The sequence below is a fragment of the Brevibacillus humidisoli genome (assembly GCF_020923435.1).
Classification (GTDB): domain Bacteria; phylum Bacillota; class Bacilli; order Brevibacillales; family Brevibacillaceae; genus Brevibacillus_E; species Brevibacillus_E humidisoli.
In genome coordinates, this window is the sequence record NZ_CP087263.1 from 4,035,637 (window position 1) to 4,052,683 (window position 17,047).

Below are 17,047 nucleotides of genomic sequence, written 5' to 3' on the forward strand. Positions count from 1 at the left end.
TCGTACCCGTTCTCTTTTACTCAATACGTACTATGTTGTCTGATTATTTCCGTCCAGCTGTCAAGCCGTTCAGCAACAGATCGGCGGCCGTCTCGTACAGCCGTTCGTCCCCAACCTCATACAACTGGTTGTTTAACCGATACCGCACCATAAAGGCGTAAAAATAAGAAGATATGTACATATGAGCTGCTACAGCAAAATCCCCTGGCGGCAGCCATCCCTCCCGATGCATCTCCTCCAGCTTGGCCAGAAGCCCTGACGCCGCCGCAAACGGGAGTCGGCTGAAGTGTCCGACCAACTCCGGGCGATTGGGCACTTCTACCAGACAGATCATCAGGTTTTCCCGCTGCTCGCACAACACCTGGAAGAAGGTACGCCCGAAGCGAATCAACATCTCTCTGGGGTCTGTATAGGACTGGGCCAGACTTTGCTGCAAAACAGGAAAAGCTGCCTCCATCTCAGCCACCATCGCATCCAAAATCCCTTCTTTACTGCCAAAGTGGCGAAAGATGGTCACTTCATTTACTCCGGCGGCACTTGCAATCAAGCGCGTGGTCGCACCCACATATCCTTTTTGAGCCATCAATCGGCGGGCGGCGTCCAAGATGCGCTGTCTCGTTTCGCGCTCTTCCCCCTTTCCATCTGGAAATAGATTTGTCCCTTTTGTCATCATTCGTTCCCCCACCACATGCAAGTACTTGCTAACATGAAGATTATACCAAAGCGGGCGCATGACAGTAAATACTTGCTTGCAAATAAATGCTGATCCGTCGAAACAGAAAAAGTAGATCACTGCCTTCATGAACCGCAGTTGATCTGCTTCCCCACTTTCCACATTGATATACAGCACTAGCTGCCATTCTCTAGATGCTCGTCGTACCCTGCCTTCGCCAGATAGGAACGCAGGTCCTCCGGCAGTGGCGCCAACACCTCTACCACCTCGTCGAACAGCGGATGAGGAAAGGATAACCGATAGGCATGAAGCGCCTGACGGAAAAAGCCGAATCCCTTCCCCCCATACAATCGGTCCCCGATCAGCGGATGACCCAATCCGGAGAAATGAACGCGTATTTGATGCGTCTTTCCCGTCTCCAACCACGCTTTAACCAGTGTCGTATCGGTTCCTCTGACCAGCACCTCGTAGTGTGTGATCGCAGGATCACCTGCTTCACTCCACTTCCGCTTGGTCGGGTGCCGCCCGTCGCGGATGATCGCCGCCCGGATGGTCCCGCTGTTCTTCTCCACTCGCCCGGAAACGAGCGCTATGTATTCCCGGTGGAGTTTTCCTGCCCGAAGCACCCTGTCCGCCAATTGGTGGGCGTAGCTGCTCTTGGCTATCAACACAGCCCCCGAGGTCTCTTTGTCCAGCCGGTGGACGGGATGGGGAATAGCCACTGACGCCTCACCCGTCACCTGGAAGTGGGCTGCTAGTGCCTCTACCAACGTGGCGCGATCTGTCTCCCTTAGAGGATGCACCATCATGCCCGCAGGCTTGTTTGCCACCAGCAGATGGTCGTCTTCATAAAGAATCTCGACGGGGGGCGCTTTCGTCAAGATACGAGGATGCTCCGTCTCTGGCAGAGATGCTGCCCCCGTTCTTTCCCTGTCTGCGATCCGCACCGCTACCTTGTCGCCCTTCTTTACCGTTCGTTTCAGATAAGCATTTTTGCGATTGAGGCGAATTCCTTTACTGCGGGTTAACCGCTGTACCATGCGCCCGGAAACCGCCAGCTTCTCCCGTACGATTTGTTCCACTGTTTGTCCTTCGTCCTGCTCCGTCACTACGTATTCAAGCCATCCCTTGGCTGACACCTGTATCCCCGCCGTTCTGTAGGTTCTTATCCTTTGCTTATTGTAGCGAAACGAGGAGGGGACCGCCAGTTGACATCGGATTACACGACTCTCGTCATGTACACCTGTTCATAGACAGCCTCTGGGGATGTTGGGGGCCAAGATGATGGAGTGTTCCCCAACTCCAGCAATTGGGTCGTATATCGTTCATCAAGCACATAAGCAAGGGTATACTTCCCTTGTGGCAGCAGCTGGCAGACAATGCTTTTGACGATTTTGTCCATGGCTAACCTCCAACTTATTAAACTTATTTGTATATTAAGTATATAGCAAGGGATTTTCATTTGTAAACATTGTTGTTTAAAAAGTATTATATATAGACAAAAAAAGACCAACACTCTCCTCTGTGTTGGGTAATTCTCGTAACCAGTATTGGTTGATTCGTATGGTGGTGCTGCAGTTGTGATTCCTGTTACCGTCCCTTGTTCTCGGCTTTCTGCATAAAGGAACGATCCTGCTCTACTCCAGTACAAACAGCCCCGGTGCTCCACCAGTGTGCCAAAAGAGTACGTTCGCCCCTGGTGAAATGATTCCGCTGCGGATGAAGTCCAGGCAGCCCGCCATTGTTTTTGCGGTGTAGACGTGATCCAGCAGGATCGCTTCCGACTGGGCCAGCAGCCTTAGTGCCTCCATGCCTGTATCGGTAGGCACACCGTATCCTTTGCCGAGGTAGGCATCACTCACCCGATATGCGGGACCGGATCGTTCTGCCGTCCTTCTTTGCTCTGCCAGTACATCCAACTCGGCCAGACACTGATCAATCCGCATGCGGATTTCCGTCTCTTTTAGCCAGGGGGAAATCCCGACGATCTCCGTCTGATCGCCGGCCAGGTCACGTCCGTAGATCAGCCCTGCCAGTGTTCCTCCGGATCCGGCAGCAGCAAATATCCACTCAAAGTGGACTCCCGCTTCCGCCGCCTGCCGCTTCATCTCACTGTATGCATCGACATAGCCGAGCGACCCGAGACCGTTCGATCCGCCCACTCCGATCACATACGGCCGCTTTCCCGCTTGAGCCACTTGGTCGGCGTAATCTCTCAAAGCAGACTCCATCTCTTCTTGTGTGCGTGCCCCGCTAAACTTCATCTCGACGCCCATCAGGCTGTTGAGCAGATAGTTTCCCCGTCGGGCATCCGGCTCGCGGCCAGCCAGTACCAGGATCGGAGTGAGACCCATTTGTATGGACATCGCAGCGGTTGCCCGTGCGTGGTTGGAATTAGGACCGCCTGTGGTGAGAACCGTATCTGCCCCCTTCTGTTTCGCATCTGCCAACAGATAGGCCAGTTTTCGCCTTTTGTTTCCGGCGGTCAGGATGTCACCGTTCAGATCGTCCCGCTTGATCCAGATCTGCCGCCCCAATGTCTCGCTGAGACGCGGCAAAAACTGCAGCGGTGTCTTGATCGTCGCCATCGTGTTACCCCCTTGTCACATCGATGCGTCTTTTCAAGTTTTCAGGTTTTCAGGTTTTCCGGATTGAGGCCAAGCAGAGCCTCGTGCACAAACAGACCGTCCTTGCGAATCAACACATCGTCAAACCAGATCTCGCCACCACCGTATTCCGGACGTTGAATGTTGACCATATCCCAGTGAACCACGCTGCGGTTTCCGTTGTCTGCTTCCAGATAAGCCTGCCCTGGCGTGAAGTGGAAGCTGCCGGCGATTTTTTCGTCAAATAAGATGTCGTTCATCGGGTGCAGGATGTAAGGATTGACCCCGATTGCGAATTCGCCAATGTAGCGAGCTCCTTCGTCCAAATCCAGGATTTCGTTTAATCGGCTCGTATTGTTGGCCGAAGCTTCCACAATCTTGCCGTTTTCAAAGCGCAGCCTGATATGGTCAAACCGCGTATTCATGTACTGGGTAGTCGTCCGGAAGCTAATCGTGCCGTTAACCGAATCGCGCACCGGTGCGGTAAAGATTTCTCCATCCGGAACATTGTATTCACCCGCGCAGATAATGTTAGGGATGCCTTTGATCGAAAAGGTCAGCTCGGTACCTGGACCGACGATCCGCACCTGATCTGTCTGATCCATCAATTCTTTTAGCGGGGAAAAGGCTTCCTTCATCTTTTTGTAGTCTAGGGTGCAGACATCGAAGTAAAAATCTTCAAAAGCCTCCGTCGACATGTTGGCGCTCTGTGCTTTAGCGGGACCCGGATAGTTGAGCAGTACCCATCTCCGGTGATTGGTCAACAAGTCATTGACCGGCTTCATCACGTTTTGCTGCATGCGCCGCCGCTCAACCGGCACGTCGGCCATTTCACTGTCGTTGTTCATGCCGTTGATCACGATGAACGCATCCGTTCCTCGGACAATCGGCTCCTCCCACTGCTTGATTGTTTCTGCCCGCTCCTCTGTCGTGCCCATCAGCAGTTCGCGCTGAATCTCGGGATTGATTATCCGCACATGCGGGTAAGCCCCTCTGGCGTATGCTTGTTTTATCAATTCCTTGGCCAGTTCCACTCCTCCGCCTCGCAGTTCAATCATGAGATGCTCCCGTTCCTGTATGCGGACGGAGTGGTCGAGCAGGATTTCAGCCAGCTTGCTCATTCGTGGATCTACCATCTATTCTACCCCTTTACCATAACCTTCCATATCCTTGTCATTGTAACACATCGAGCTGCCCCCTTGATATCCCACCATAAATTTTTTGGTCGGTAAAAGTTGCTTTCAAAAAATGAATCGTCGCCGCTTCCGCTGCTTCCAGCGAGGTGGCATCGATCTCGGTAAAGGGACCGGTATAAGTGTTCCGTTTATTCTGGTAGCGCGGATCATAGTAGTATAGCAACAAAGAAGTGATCGCCTGTCGGTAATCCTCCCGCTTGATCGCCTCTGCCAGCAGACGGGACTGTTCTGTCGGAATCTTGCCGGCGATCGTTCGGTAGGCCTGCAGAATGCTTTCGCGGAAATCACTGCGGTGGGCATACGGAGCGACATAATCGGCATACAATCGCTCAACACGCACGTCGAGCGGCGCACGGAGAAAAAGATGATAGGCTGTCTGTTTTGCCTCCATCAAGAAGGGAGGGAGGAGGGCATTGCCGATCCGTCTGCTCTCTGCTTCCATCAGGAAAAAGGGAGCGTCTGGATACTGGCGCAGGGTCTCAAACAGACGAGCGTCAAACATCTTCTGGTTGGCTGGTTTGCCATACCCGATGTGACCGAAGACCGAACCGCGATGGCCCGCCATCCGTTCAAGGTCAAGCACAGGCAGACCGCGCTCTTCCAATCGTCTGAGCAGTTCCGTTTTGCCCACCCCCGTCAAACCGTGCAGCAGCACCACCGGAGCATGTAGTTGGTACGGCTCAAACGTATGCACGACGTGTTTGCGGTAGGCCCGGTATCCACCGATCAGGCGCTGCACAGGCAGACCGGAAAAGCTGGCAAATGTGGCCATCGCCTTGCTGCGCATGCCGCCCCGCCAGCAAAAAATGGTCGGGACTTCACTTGTTTCTTCTGCCCGCTCCCGGATCGCCCGCATCAATCTCTCCATCTTGGGCGCCACAATCTGCATGCCTAGCCACTGTGCCGCTGCTTGTCCCTCCTGCTTGTAAGTGATTCCCACCTGGGCGCGCTCCTCATCGCTGAACAGCGGAACGTTGCAGGCACCTGGAATCGTATCACGCGCATATTCCGCAGGGGATCGCACGTCGATCAGGTTGCCGCATCCCTTGTGCAGCAGTTCCTCTATGCTGATCTCTTTCACGACAACATCACCTTTTATTTGATAAGATAAATCCGTATTTACTTTGCTTTATTGTAGCATGATTCCATGTTCATTCCATAAAGGAGGTCATAGCAGATGGTTAGCCCGATCAAACTGACGTCTTACACGACGAAAGGAGGGTGCGGCTGCAAGATCAGCCCTGATGCCCTCTCATCCGTACTGAAGGATGCCAAACGGCCGGGTCAAAACGATCCGCGATTGCTGGTTGGACTGGAGACATCCGATGATGCCGGCGTCTACCAATTGACCGATGACATCGCGCTTGTCCAAACGTTGGACTTTTTTACGCCGATTGTCGATGATCCGTACTGGTTCGGCCAGATTGCGGCGGCAAACGCACTAAGCGATGTGTTTGCGATGGGCGGGCAGCCGATTACGGCCCTTAACATCGTCGGCTTCCCGATCAGCAAGCTGGACCCGGCTGTATTGGGCGAGATCCTGCGGGGTGCAGCGGACAAAGTGGAGGAGGCGGGCGCGGCTCTCGTGGGTGGGCACTCGATCGACGATCCCGAGCCAAAGTTCGGTCTGTCGGTGACCGGAACGGTTCACCCGCGGAACGTTCTCACCAACGCGGGAGCCAAACCCGGCGATGCGCTGATCCTAACCAAGCCGATCGGCGTCGGCATTCAGACGACAGCGATCAAACGGGATGCCCTCTCCCCTCAAATGACAGAGACGGTGATGAAGCTGATGGCCACGCTGAACAAGCAGGCAGCTGCCTGCATGAAAGCTTTTTCTGTCCATGCCTGCACCGATGTGACTGGTTTTGGACTGCTGGGACACGCACTGGAGATGGCGGAGGGAAGCAAGGTAGGGATTCGCATACGGCAGGCGGACGTACCGGTTCTGGAGGGGACGCGCCAACTGGCGGAGGTGGGAATCGTTCCCGGCGGCAGCAAATCCAACTACCGCTGGGTTCAGGACCGCGTGAGCTTCTCCGAGGCGCTGGATGAGCTTGACCGCCTGATCCTCTGTGATGCCGTAACGTCAGGGGGACTGTTGATCAGTGTGCGAGGCGAGGAGGCTGACGCGCTGCTCCACTCCCTGCACGAGCATGGGGTTGATGGGGCGCGGAAGATCGCCGATGTGGTTGACGAGCATCCTGGGAAGATCGTGGTAGTATAGGACATGTTCTGCCTCACTTGTTGACTGCCCGCCGGGGATGCGGGCAGTCGTCCTGTCTGTTGGCATGACAGTTGGCGTCGCATTAGCATAGCAACAGTCATAAGATTGGCATAGCGGTCGTGATGACAGTGACCGTTTCACCCTGCCTGGATCACTTCCAACTCTTGTAGCATCTCAAAGGCAAAACGAGCATTGGGATAGGTGATCGACCCGCCGGCGATCACACCGATCTTGATCGCCTCGATGATCGCGCTTTTGTTGGCGCCCGCTTTCAGACACCCTTTGAGGTGATACAAAATGCATTCGTTGCATTTGGTTGTGACTGAGATGGCCAATCCCATCAGTTCTTTGTGTTTTTTGTCAATCGCCCCCTCTTCGTACACCTTGTCGTCCAACGCTCCGAATTGTTGGAAGAAGTCATCGTTGTCGGCCATGACGGCATTCCACTCTCTGTGATATTGAGTCATTTGGTCTGATTTCAATGGTTCCGATTTCATTCGATACCCACCCTTGCAGCTTTCTTGGTCAAACGCTCATTTTTTCTTTCACCATCTGACGTGACAAAACCTCTTCATCCGCTTTATAGTGGCAAAACTTCTCGATCACTTCACAAAGTCCTGCATATTCCACCTAACAGTCATCCGGTAAATCGTTTTTGTTCGAAAAAAATTCTTGCATTTTCCTATTTTTCTGGCATAATCTATGGATATCACTTGTTAACATGTCATGTAACGGGAGTGTGACTTATGCGTCCAACTGGAGTTTCGATGATGTGACGGGCCCTTCGGGGGGTACCGTCCGTCCCCCTGAAAAACCGTTCATATCTGAGAAGCTGCAGGATGCTGGGTCCGCTTCCGTTTCCATATGCTGCGTATTGTGGAGACGAAAGGTGTCTTTCCGTTCCCTTTAGCGGGGAAGGGTGTGCTTTCGTCTTTTTCATTCCCCACACATGTCATCAGTCCTTCTATCGTATGTCCCGAAGGCCGAGAATGCAAAACAGCGTACGTCGCAATTGGAAACAGCGTAAGCGCAGGAGTCCACCTCCCTTCGTTTACGCTGTTTGTTTTTTGTTAGGCGGATGGCCCGTACCTGCAGATGTTGTATGGAAAACTGATGGGAGGTACCGCCATGTATTGGCTTCGATGGGATCTAAACTTAAAAGTACGGCTGTTTGGCGAAGGGATCTTTCACATATTCATGTGGATGGTTTTTCCCTTTATGGCGCTGCACTTCACGGAATCGTTTGGAAAAGATGCAGCAGGGCTCCTGCTGATGGTTCCGCCGCTGCTGGGCATCGTCGCCAGCCTGATCGGCGGCCAGTTGTCCGATCGAATCGGGAGACGACCGGCGATGATTTTCGCCTCGGCGATGGAGTCCGCCATGTTCGTATTGTTTGCCCTCTCTTCTTCCCCCTGGGTGGATTACCTGGCATTTATCGGCCTCTCGGTTGCCGGTTCTATCTACTGGCCGGCAAGCGCCGCGATGGTGACCGACTTGACCACGGAAGAAGAGCGCAGAAAGGTTTTCGCCACCTTTTATACGACGATGAACATTGGCGTGGTAGTCGGACCGATCATCGGCTCGATGTTCTTTATTCACCACCGGACAGCACTGTTCGTGGTCTGTGCCGCAGTCAGCATGCTGCTGACTACCCTGCTGTTTGTCCTGATCAAAGAATCGCTGCCCGCTTCCGCGCGGAAGATGCGCGAACAGGCAAACACGCCCAAGGAGCAGTGGCGCAGTTATGCGGTGATCTTTCGCGACAAAATGTTTGCCCTGTATATTATGGCCGGGATTCTCGTGGCCATCGTGTTTATGCAGATGGATCTCTACATGGGCATTTATATTAAAGAGCACGTCCCGGAACAAACGCTGTTCACCTGGGGCGACTGGTCGTTCACGGTGGCACCGACAGAAGTGTTCGGTTGGCTGATCGGCCTAAACGGGCTGATGGTCGTCCTGTTTACCTTGCTGGTGACCCGGATGTTTTCCCACTGGAATGACCGCAACGCGCTCGTTCTCTCCTCGATCCTGTCTGGAATCGGCATGTTTGCGATGGGGCTGACCGCCAACGTCTGGCTGCTGTTTGGCTGTATGGTGCTGTTTACCCTGGGGGAACTGATCCGGACTCCGGTGGCCCAGACGTTTGTCAGCAAATATGCACCGGAAGAGAGCCGCGGTCAGTACATGGGCGCCTCTACGCTGCAGTTCTCCATCGGACGCTTCCTCGCCCCGGCTGCGATCGGGCTGTCGCAGTGGCTCCCGCCGCTGGGTGTGTTTGGCGTGATACTGCTTTGTGCCCTGATTAGCGCCTTGTTGTACGTAAGGTTGTTCCGGCTGCTCGCCAAATTCCCCCGAAAAACCAGCCAGGAGGAGTTGGACGCAAACGCGGCGCAAGAGGCGAAGCAAAAGAAAGCAAAGCCGGAGGTGGTATAGGTGCATCAGGTAAGGCATAGCTAGTCGGGGAGAACCCACGGCTGCCAGTAGTCTCGCTCAAGAAAACGACTGCGCATCCAGCAATAGGTATCGTCATAGAGACGCCGGACGTGGGATTCCCGACTGCGATATGCCTGCAGCAGCCCCTTTGAACCAAAATAATAGGCGCAGGCTGCCTGCCGATCCATCCCGAGCCGGTGTGCTGCAATCAACTGGTTGCGATAGACCTGGTAAAAGTGGAGATCTGCTGTCATCCGCTCATCCCCTTCTATTTCCAGACCCATGCCAAATGCGCGACTTACGGCCGCCGCCGCCTCCATCCTGGCGAGCGGCAGTCTTTGGTCACCGTAGTAGTTGGGTTGGATAAAAGCATGGTCAAATCCCAGCTCCCGCCACTCCGTATACCCTGGTGATTCATAATACGGAATCCAGAACAGCGGCAGGCCCATGTTGTGCGCCATCTCAGCGGCATCGCGTATCAATTGGCGCTCTCCCGGTGCACTGTCGTCCACCAGTTCGTGAAACCAGTAGAGACCGACCAGCCGCAGATGGGAATAGCCAGCCTGTTTCCAGCGCTGCAGCAGGTGATCGGCATACCATTCCAGCGCCCGCTTTCGATCTTCATAAGCAGCCTCGTCATCACCGCTTCCGGCAAATGAGAGCGGCCGCGGCAGATCTGGTATCCTGCCAAAGTGATGCTGCCTAGGATCGGGATACGGGAGCGACAAGATGACTTGAGCCACCTCTGGTGTCTCCCCTGATCTGCCGTGCTGTCGGTCGTACTCCTTCATCGCCTCCTCAAGCGCAGCCAACTGACTGCCTAGTTGAAACAGATCGTCAAGATAGCGGGTCCACGCCTCTTTGGTCGCGGACAGTTCTGGATAGGGCAGAAACAGGAAGCTGTCAAACATCCGATCAACGATCCTGCCGCGCTGATCCACATACGCCACCATCGGCAGAAAGTCGCGGCTGTTCCACGTTCCACGCGCCCCATGTCCTCCGGTGTAGGTAAGCAGCAGATGGCGAACGGGCCCAACTCTCCCGTCTGAACGGGACTGCTGCTGCTCTGCGTCAGCCCATTTCACCTGCCTTTCCTCTCCCGCTCGGAAAGCTCCTCTAATCTGCAACCCGCGCGCAAACACCCAGACCTTTACAGGAAAGCGAATCCGAACATACTTCGCCGGGGCAGCGGGAAGGGCGACAGCATACGTATACACGCCATGATCGGTCCGCTGCCCCGTCCAAGAGTGCCTCACCTTGCCGGCAAACTGCCAGTTTTCCCCGTCTGCCGACAGTTCCACATCCATCTCACGCGGAGCGTAGATTCCCTGATCGGGACGCTGCAAAAAAGAGAGGGATACTTGTTCCAATCCATACCTGTCTCCCAAGGCCACCGTAATCACTCGGCCTGCCTGACGGTGATACCCGGTCCAGACAGGTGAATCCGTGACCAAACCACCTACCGGCCCCGGGTACTGCCGCTCCATCTGCTGTAGAGCAGGGTCAACAGGACCTGTGGTCTGTACGGAAAAGAATCGGTGGGTAGCGAGGTTGCCTCCGTACTTGTCAAGCTTGTCAGCCTGTGGCAGGGTAAGCGATGGTTGTCCAATCGGAATCGGCTGGCGTCCATCAGGGGTGATCTCCAGCGGGATGGCCGCAGTATGGTGACCCACTGACACCGTAATCGTGCCTTTTCCGGCATACGGACCGGCGACAAATGTACCGTCCGCCATCACCCTGCCCAATTCTATGCGATCAAAAGAAAAAACAGGGGGATACGGCAGTCTGGCCCCGTCTCTCCCCCTGACGATGATCTTTTCACTTGTTCCTGCTACGAGCGTTAGCCGTGCGGGCTCTATGACAAACCCGTCTGAGGCGCCACCTGATGCCCACACGAGGTCCGCTCCCATTGCCCCCACCGCCGTCAATAGGCAGGTCGCAATGAGGATCAGCCGAACCGACAGTCTGGGTGTCCTGCCATCCCGGCTGCTGGAGCCTGTTCGACTGTCAAACCTCATTGCGGTTCCGCCTCTTTTCCTGCACGGATCACTGGCTGCGTACGAGGTGGACGCGGCCCGAAGAACTGAAAGTAATCTACTTTGATATTGCCGTTGTACAGCTTCCGCTTTTTGCTCGCCGTCCTCCCCATCTCTTTTTCAAATCTCTCATCCGAGGTGAGCACATAAAACGACCAGGTATCCAACTGCTGCATCAGCGTTCGCAGATCACGGTACAGGCCGGACAGTTCAGGCCGTTCGCTCAGCCGCTCCCCATAAGGCGGATTGGCGATCAGGTAACCGTACTTCCTCCGTGTGCTCCACTCGTTGACACCCATGCGTTGAAAGTGAATCTGCTCCTCCACCGCCGCTTCCACTGCGTTGTGACGGGCCACTTTTAACACAGCTTCATCAATATCTGTACCGATGATCTCCAGTTTCCGATCGTACGCTGCGAGATCATGCGTCTCCGCCCGCGCATCCCGCCACAGTGCCTTAGGTATCACCGGCCATTGTTCCGATGCGAACTCGCGATTCATACCGGGGGCGATATTTTGGCCGATCAGAGCGGCTTCGATCGGAATCGTGCCGGAGCCGCAAAAAGGATCGTACAGCACGCGATCCGGCTTCCAGCGGGACAGCAGAATCAACGCCGCTGCCAGCGTCTCTTTCAACGGAGCCGGGCCGATCAGCTGACGGTAGCCGCGTTTGTGCAGGCCAGGGCCGCTGGTGTCAATTGTCAGTGTGGCGATATCTTTCAATAGAGATACTTCGATTTTGTAGAGAGGACCTGTCTCTTCGAACCAATCGCGTCTATACGTTTGCTTCAGGTTTTCCACGATCGCCTTTTTGACGATTGCCTGACAGTCGGAGACGCTAAACAGCGTCGATTTGACTGATTTCCCTTCTACCGGAAACGCACCGTCTTCTGGAATCCACTCCGCCCAGGGAAGTGCCTTGGTCTGTTCAAACAGCTCGTCAAAGGTCGTCGCCTGAAACTCTCCGATCTTCAAGCGGACGCGATCTGCAGTTCTCAGCCACAAGTTGGTGCGGGGTATGGCTGACATGTCGGCAGTAAACGTCACTTTTCCGTTTTCCACCTGTACGTCTTGGTACCCCAGTTGTTTTACTTCTTCTGCAACAACCGCTTCCAAACCGAAGGTGGCCGTCGCGATCAACTCTACTTTTTGCATGTCACAAATCTCCCGTCCTCTGCTGCTGTGAATTGGCAACCGTTTTGCTGGTTTTCCTGTTCTTCCCCTATCATACCCCATTGGCAGAGTGATTTGACAGCAATCGTCTAAGTGCTTGAAAAGTCCACTGCTGCATATATGTGCCGACGATTCGTTTATACTACGATACAACCGAGCAGCAATCTCTCTACCTGTTTTCTTCGCGGAAAGAAGCCTGTACACAAAAAGGAAGTGCGCCAGCCATGCCGGAACTGCCTGAAATGGAGACCTACCGCAAACTGCTGACAGAAAAAATAAGCGGGCGCAGAATCACCCGCGTGATGATCAATCGAGAAAAATCGGTCAATCTGCCTGTCGCAGCGTTTGTCGATGCCGTACAGCAGCGCAGCTTGCTGTCTGTCGAACGGCGGGCCAAGCACCTGCTGTTCCGTTTGGACAACGGAACTGTCCTGCTGCTGCACCTGATGCTAGGCGGATTTCTGTACTATGGCAGCCAGCAGGAAAAGCTGGATCGCACCGCCCAAGTCGTCCTTTGCTTTGGAGAGGACAAGCTGTTTTTTCACGGGCTGCGGTTGGGCTACCTTCACCTGCTGTCTACTGACGCTGTCGATGAGAAGCTGGACCCGCTTGGACCGGAGCCGCTCGCCCTGTCATTTGACGAACAGAGCCTGCGTCAGCGGCTTGTTGGCAAAAGAGGGATGCTGAAACCAACCCTGACTGATCAATCGTTTATCGCCGGGATCGGCAACTGCTACTCAGATGAAATCTGTTTTCAAGCCCAGCTGAAGCCGATGCGCAAGTGCAACCAACTGCAGGAAGGTGACATCGCCCGTCTGTACCGCTCGATTACCGGGGTGCTAACCAAAGCAGTGTCACTCGGCGGCTATATGGAGAATCCGCTGTTTGCGGGAGACAGCCTAACCGGAGGATACAACCGTCACTGTCTCGTCTACGATCGTGAAGGGGAGCCGTGTCTCCGCTGCGGCAGTCCGATTCGACGTGAGAAGCTTTCGGCGCGCAAGACTTTCTTTTGTCCTGTCTGCCAAGCCTGATTGCGTCTGATCCCACAGTCATCCGTACAATCACCCGCACGGCCAACCGTACAGCAACAGCAGACCGGTCAGCCTTAGCTGCCCACCTGTACCGTACACAAGCTCTTTGGCCTGATCTCAGAAGAAACTTGTCTTTTTGTTTTTGCGCAACAGGTAGAGAAAAAACGGAGCGCCGACAAAAGCGGTGACGATACCCACCTGCAGTTCTGCCGGGCGAATCGCCAACCGGGCAAAGGTATCCGCCGCAATCAAAAAAATCGCACCGCCAAAGGCGCTGACCGGCAGCAGCAGCCGATGGTCAGGACCGATCAGAATGCGGATGATATGCGGAATCACCAAGCCGACAAATGCAATCACACCGCTGACGGAGACAGCCGCCCCGGTGACGAGGGAGGTAACTGCCAGCAGCACCTTTCGCGTCTTCTGGGTCTTCACCCCCAAGGTATGAGCCGTCTCCTCTCCTAACAGCAGGATGTTCAAGTATCTCGCGTAGCAGAACAGGATCGCCATACCGAGCAGTACCGGCAACATAATCATCGTCACATGCGCCCAACCGCGCGACGAGAGACCGCCCATCATCCAGAACAAGATCTCCCGCATCACGTTTTCATTGGAAAACGAGAGGACCAGGGAGGTTGTCGCACCGAGAAACGAACTAACCGCAATCCCCGCCAACAGCAATGTGGCCATCGGAGTGCGCCCTCGGCTGGTTGCCAGCAGGTAGACGAGAAACGTCGTGCCGGCGGCGCCGCAGAAAGCGAATGCCGGAACCAGCAGATAATGAAGCTGAGCCAAGCCTAGGTAGATCGCGATGACCGCTCCCAGTGAACCGCCGCTGGAGACGCCAATGATCCCTGGGTCCGCCATCGAATTGCGAAACAACCCTTGCATCACGGCTCCAGAGACGCCGAGAGCAGCCCCCACCAGAGCCGCAACCAGGACGCGCGGCAGCCGAATCTGCATGATGATTGTCTCATGGGCCTGGTCCCAGCCGCTCAGGTTGATCCACGGAAGCTGCGACAAGATGATTTTGGCTGTCGACAGATACGGTATCGCTACGGCCCCTGCTGCCGTTGCGGCAATCATCACGGCTGCCAGCAGAAGGCTGCAAAACAGAAGCAGAGGGAACAGCGACAAGCGCACGGTGCGATCCTTCAACTCCCCGGTCGCTTTCTTCCGTACCTTACTGATAGAGGACGTTGTATACATCTTCTACACCATTGACGACATACTGGGTAACGGCAGTCAAGTGTTTGCCAGGCACGGTCACGACACGACTTTCCTCTACGGCGGCTACGTTTTTCAGGATCGGATCATTCCGCAGTGTTTCTGCGAAGTTGGGGTGCCCTGGATTCCAGTCGCTCAACAGGATCACGTCTGGATTTAGTTCAACCACCTTTTCCAGGGAGATTTGCTTCCAGCCCTCGATGCCCGCCTCGGCAGCCAGATTAATCCCGCCCGCCCTGGTGATGATATCGTCATTGGACGTACCTTTTCCGCCCGTGTAGCCATCGGGCGTGTAGTTGAGCACAGTGGGGCGATCATCGATCTTCTCCACCTTCTCGGCGACAGCGGCCAGCCGGGCATCCATGTCGGCGACGATTTGCTTCGCCTTCTCCTCTTCTCCTACCACTTTGCCAATCGTCAGGATATTTTCTTTCATCTGGTCAATGGAATCGACAAACGAAAACATAAACACGGTCAAACCGGCATCACGCAGTTGTTTGACGACATCCGGCGACGTATAGCTGGCGACTAAGACGAGATCGGGATTGAGCGCAATAATCTGTTCTGCATTGGAGCTCTCGATTTTAGCCGCAATGTCATCTGTCTGTCCAGCAACGTTGGAAATGCCCGGATCGGTCGAGTACTGGGTGACGGCGACCAGACGCTGTTTATCCACCAGCGAGAGCAAGATCTCATCGGTCCCCAGCGTGACGGAAGCAATCCGTTCCGGCCGCTTTTCGATTACAACCTCCGCCCCGCTGCCATCTGCCAGTGTGACTGGAAAGCCAGTTTGTTCTCCTTCCCCAGACGTCGCACTCGACGGACTTGGCTGCTGTGCCGATGGCTGACTTGCAGACCCTGCAGACTGACCCTGCGGAACAGATTGTGCCTCATCGCTCCCGCAGCCAGCCAAGGCGATCAACAGGAAGACTGCCATCAACAGACTGATCCATTTTTTGTACATGATTATGACCTCCATCCGATTGTCCGTACCAAACAAAAAAGCATTTCCAACCGGGCAGTGTGGTCAGAAATGCCAGTTCAGCCATGAGAATGAATCATCTCGAAACACCCTCACACTTCCCTATCACCCGTAGGTTGCACGTGAATCGCGAACAGGCAGGTCTCCTGACTCAGGTTCATCACTCCTCTGTGCCTTCCCGAACGTATTCAGTGGCTTCATCCAGGGGAACTCACCTTTACAGTGGCGGGGACCGTGTCGGGTTATGCACCGAATTCCCTATTAAGCATGGACATGCACCTGTTCGATGGTTATCCGTTTATCCGTCATAATCATAATACGGGAACGTCCGGTTTGTCTATCAGCTTTGCCGCGTCATGAACACCTGCTCCACAGTGGGTTGAAACCCTGCTGTTGTGAGAAGCTGAACCAACCGCTGACGGGAGGCCGGCAGGTTAAACGTACTGCGGCGGCAGGACAGATCGTAAGGAGCAAACAGTTCTGTGAGCGCTGTGCGGATAATCCCGTCAGCATCATCCACTTCCGGATGTGCATCGCACTGCAGCAGAAAGATCGCCTGCACCGCCCCCGCTTCGTCATAGACCCGTCTATATAAGGCGAATCCAACAACTGCCCCCTTCTGATCGATGACTAGCAGTCCCTCTCCCTCTTTGGCACTTTGCCATTGGGTCTGCCACGGTGCCAGTCTTGGGTAAAACGGGAGCAGCCCCACTTCACGGGGTGTCACTCTGCGAATGGTGTAGAGATCCTCACCGCTTTGTGCAAACGGTTCGGCTGTAAATGGACCGGTTCGTTCCAGAAATAAGAGTCGATCGACGACCTGGTAGCCCATTTTGCGATAGAGGGAGATCGCTGACTCGTTTTGAACAAAAGCCTCCAGGGTTGCCGTGTCCACTCCCTCCTGCTCATACCGTTCCAGGGCGGCTTTGATCATGATTTCTCCGACGCCCTTGCCGCGCCACTCAGGAGCCACACAGGTGCCCCCGTTCCACGCCACTTTCCGGCCATGGATCGTCCGCAGCCCGCTCAACGTCAGTCCGGCTGGCCTGCCTTCAATACATGCGACGACCGATAGCGAGGGGGATAAATCCTCCTGCCCCATCCGGCTGACGAACTTGTCTGCTGTCGTCGACGCATCTACGTAGTATCCAGTGAACCCTTTGTTCCAGGCTGTAACCGCTTCTTCCAACGTACACTCTGTCAAACGTTTGATCTGAACCAACCTTCCCACTCCTCTCCATCTTAGGCAAGCACATGCACCTATGTGTTCTCTCACCCACAACCAATATTTTACGTTAAAAATATTTTAATCCTATAAGGCTCTCCTTTCAATCCTTTTCCCGAACCTTCCCACTTCGTTGAACCTCCTTCATTGAGCGTTCTTTCGTCGATCCGTACTGTCGCCTGATGATTCAGTGAGGGGAGGGTGATCCTGACAATGCCGATTTTCGTCGCTAT

General features: G+C 54.6%; 15 protein-coding genes and 1 riboswitch. Of the genes, 3 read left to right on the forward strand and 12 right to left on the reverse strand.

The genetic code is table 11. The annotated features are described in order from the left end of the window. Positions 1-43: 43 nt before the first annotated feature. From LOK74_RS19680 to mnmH, 6 genes are all read right to left on the reverse strand, one after another. Positions 44-670, reverse strand: a complete 627-nt coding sequence (locus LOK74_RS19680; RefSeq protein ID WP_230043691.1) for a TetR/AcrR family transcriptional regulator — start codon at positions 668-670, stop codon at positions 44-46. A gap of 179 nt (positions 671-849) precedes the next feature. Further along, positions 850-1,812 (reverse strand): RluA family pseudouridine synthase, encoded by a 963-nt coding sequence (locus tag LOK74_RS19685; protein ID WP_230043692.1) that lies wholly within the window; start codon positions 1,810-1,812, stop codon positions 850-852. A gap of 80 nt (positions 1,813-1,892) precedes the next feature. Next, positions 1,893-2,075: a hypothetical protein gene (locus LOK74_RS19690; RefSeq protein ID WP_230043693.1), complete on the reverse strand. Its 183-nt coding sequence runs from the start codon at positions 2,073-2,075 to the stop codon at positions 1,893-1,895. A gap of 235 nt (positions 2,076-2,310) precedes the next feature. Beyond that, positions 2,311-3,261, reverse strand: coding sequence for a 1-aminocyclopropane-1-carboxylate deaminase/D-cysteine desulfhydrase (locus LOK74_RS19695; protein WP_230043694.1), 951 nt, complete (start codon positions 3,259-3,261; stop codon positions 2,311-2,313). A 41-nt stretch (positions 3,262-3,302) separates the two neighbouring features. Beyond that, positions 3,303-4,415, reverse strand: a complete 1,113-nt coding sequence (locus LOK74_RS19700) for an aminopeptidase (RefSeq protein WP_230043695.1) — start codon at positions 4,413-4,415, stop codon at positions 3,303-3,305. 37 nt (positions 4,416-4,452) lie between these two features. Beyond that, complete coding sequence (mnmH, locus tag LOK74_RS19705) at positions 4,453-5,556, reverse strand: tRNA 2-selenouridine(34) synthase MnmH (RefSeq protein ID WP_230043696.1); 1,104 nt, start codon at positions 5,554-5,556, stop codon at positions 4,453-4,455. Between the two features lie 96 nt (positions 5,557-5,652). Here mnmH and selD point away from each other — a divergent pair, with 96 nt between their 5' ends. Further along, complete coding sequence (selD, locus tag LOK74_RS19710) at positions 5,653-6,702, forward strand: selenide, water dikinase SelD (protein ID WP_230043697.1); 1,050 nt, start codon at positions 5,653-5,655, stop codon at positions 6,700-6,702. 137 nt (positions 6,703-6,839) lie between these two features. On the opposite strand, the gene LOK74_RS19715 is transcribed toward selD, so the two are convergent. Continuing rightward, on the reverse strand, positions 6,840-7,199 hold the full coding sequence (locus tag LOK74_RS19715; protein WP_230043698.1) for a carboxymuconolactone decarboxylase family protein: 360 nt from the start codon (positions 7,197-7,199) through the stop codon (positions 6,840-6,842). Positions 7,200-7,830: 631 nt separating this feature from the next. Here LOK74_RS19715 and LOK74_RS19720 point away from each other — a divergent pair. Beyond that, complete coding sequence (locus LOK74_RS19720) at positions 7,831-9,138, forward strand: MDR family MFS transporter (protein WP_230043699.1); 1,308 nt, start codon at positions 7,831-7,833, stop codon at positions 9,136-9,138. A 20-nt stretch (positions 9,139-9,158) separates the two neighbouring features. On the opposite strand, the gene LOK74_RS19725 is transcribed toward LOK74_RS19720, so the two are convergent. Together LOK74_RS19725 and LOK74_RS19730 are read right to left on the reverse strand one after the other, a co-directional pair. Beyond that, the gene (locus LOK74_RS19725; RefSeq protein ID WP_230043700.1) at positions 9,159-11,156 is read right to left on the reverse strand and encodes a DUF4855 domain-containing protein; all 1,998 of its coding nucleotides are present in this window, start codon (positions 11,154-11,156) and stop codon (positions 9,159-9,161) included. Next, entirely contained in the window at positions 11,153-12,328 is a 1,176-nt protein-coding gene (locus LOK74_RS19730; protein WP_230043701.1) for a THUMP domain-containing class I SAM-dependent RNA methyltransferase, read from the reverse strand. Before LOK74_RS19730 ends, LOK74_RS19725 begins: the two co-directional genes overlap by 4 nt. 242 nt (positions 12,329-12,570) lie before the next feature. Here LOK74_RS19730 and LOK74_RS19735 point away from each other — a divergent pair, with 242 nt between their 5' ends. Continuing rightward, positions 12,571-13,380: an Fpg/Nei family DNA glycosylase gene (locus LOK74_RS19735; protein WP_230043702.1), complete on the forward strand. Its 810-nt coding sequence runs from the start codon at positions 12,571-12,573 to the stop codon at positions 13,378-13,380. A 117-nt stretch (positions 13,381-13,497) separates the two neighbouring features. Here LOK74_RS19735 and LOK74_RS19740 read toward each other — a convergent pair whose 3' ends face one another. The 3 genes from LOK74_RS19740 to LOK74_RS19750 form a co-directional block, all read right to left on the reverse strand. Beyond that, positions 13,498-14,589: a FecCD family ABC transporter permease gene (locus tag LOK74_RS19740; protein ID WP_230043703.1), complete on the reverse strand. Its 1,092-nt coding sequence runs from the start codon at positions 14,587-14,589 to the stop codon at positions 13,498-13,500. Then, complete coding sequence (locus tag LOK74_RS19745) at positions 14,564-15,571, reverse strand: helical backbone metal receptor (RefSeq protein ID WP_230043704.1); 1,008 nt, start codon at positions 15,569-15,571, stop codon at positions 14,564-14,566. The genes LOK74_RS19740 and LOK74_RS19745 overlap by 26 nt, the downstream gene beginning before the upstream one ends. Before the next feature lie 137 nt (positions 15,572-15,708). Continuing rightward, positions 15,709-15,885: riboswitch (cobalamin riboswitch) on the reverse strand. 44 nt (positions 15,886-15,929) lie between these two features. Continuing rightward, positions 15,930-16,811 (reverse strand): GNAT family N-acetyltransferase, encoded by an 882-nt coding sequence (locus LOK74_RS19750; RefSeq protein WP_230043705.1) that lies wholly within the window; start codon positions 16,809-16,811, stop codon positions 15,930-15,932. Positions 16,812-17,047: the final 236 nt, after the last annotated feature.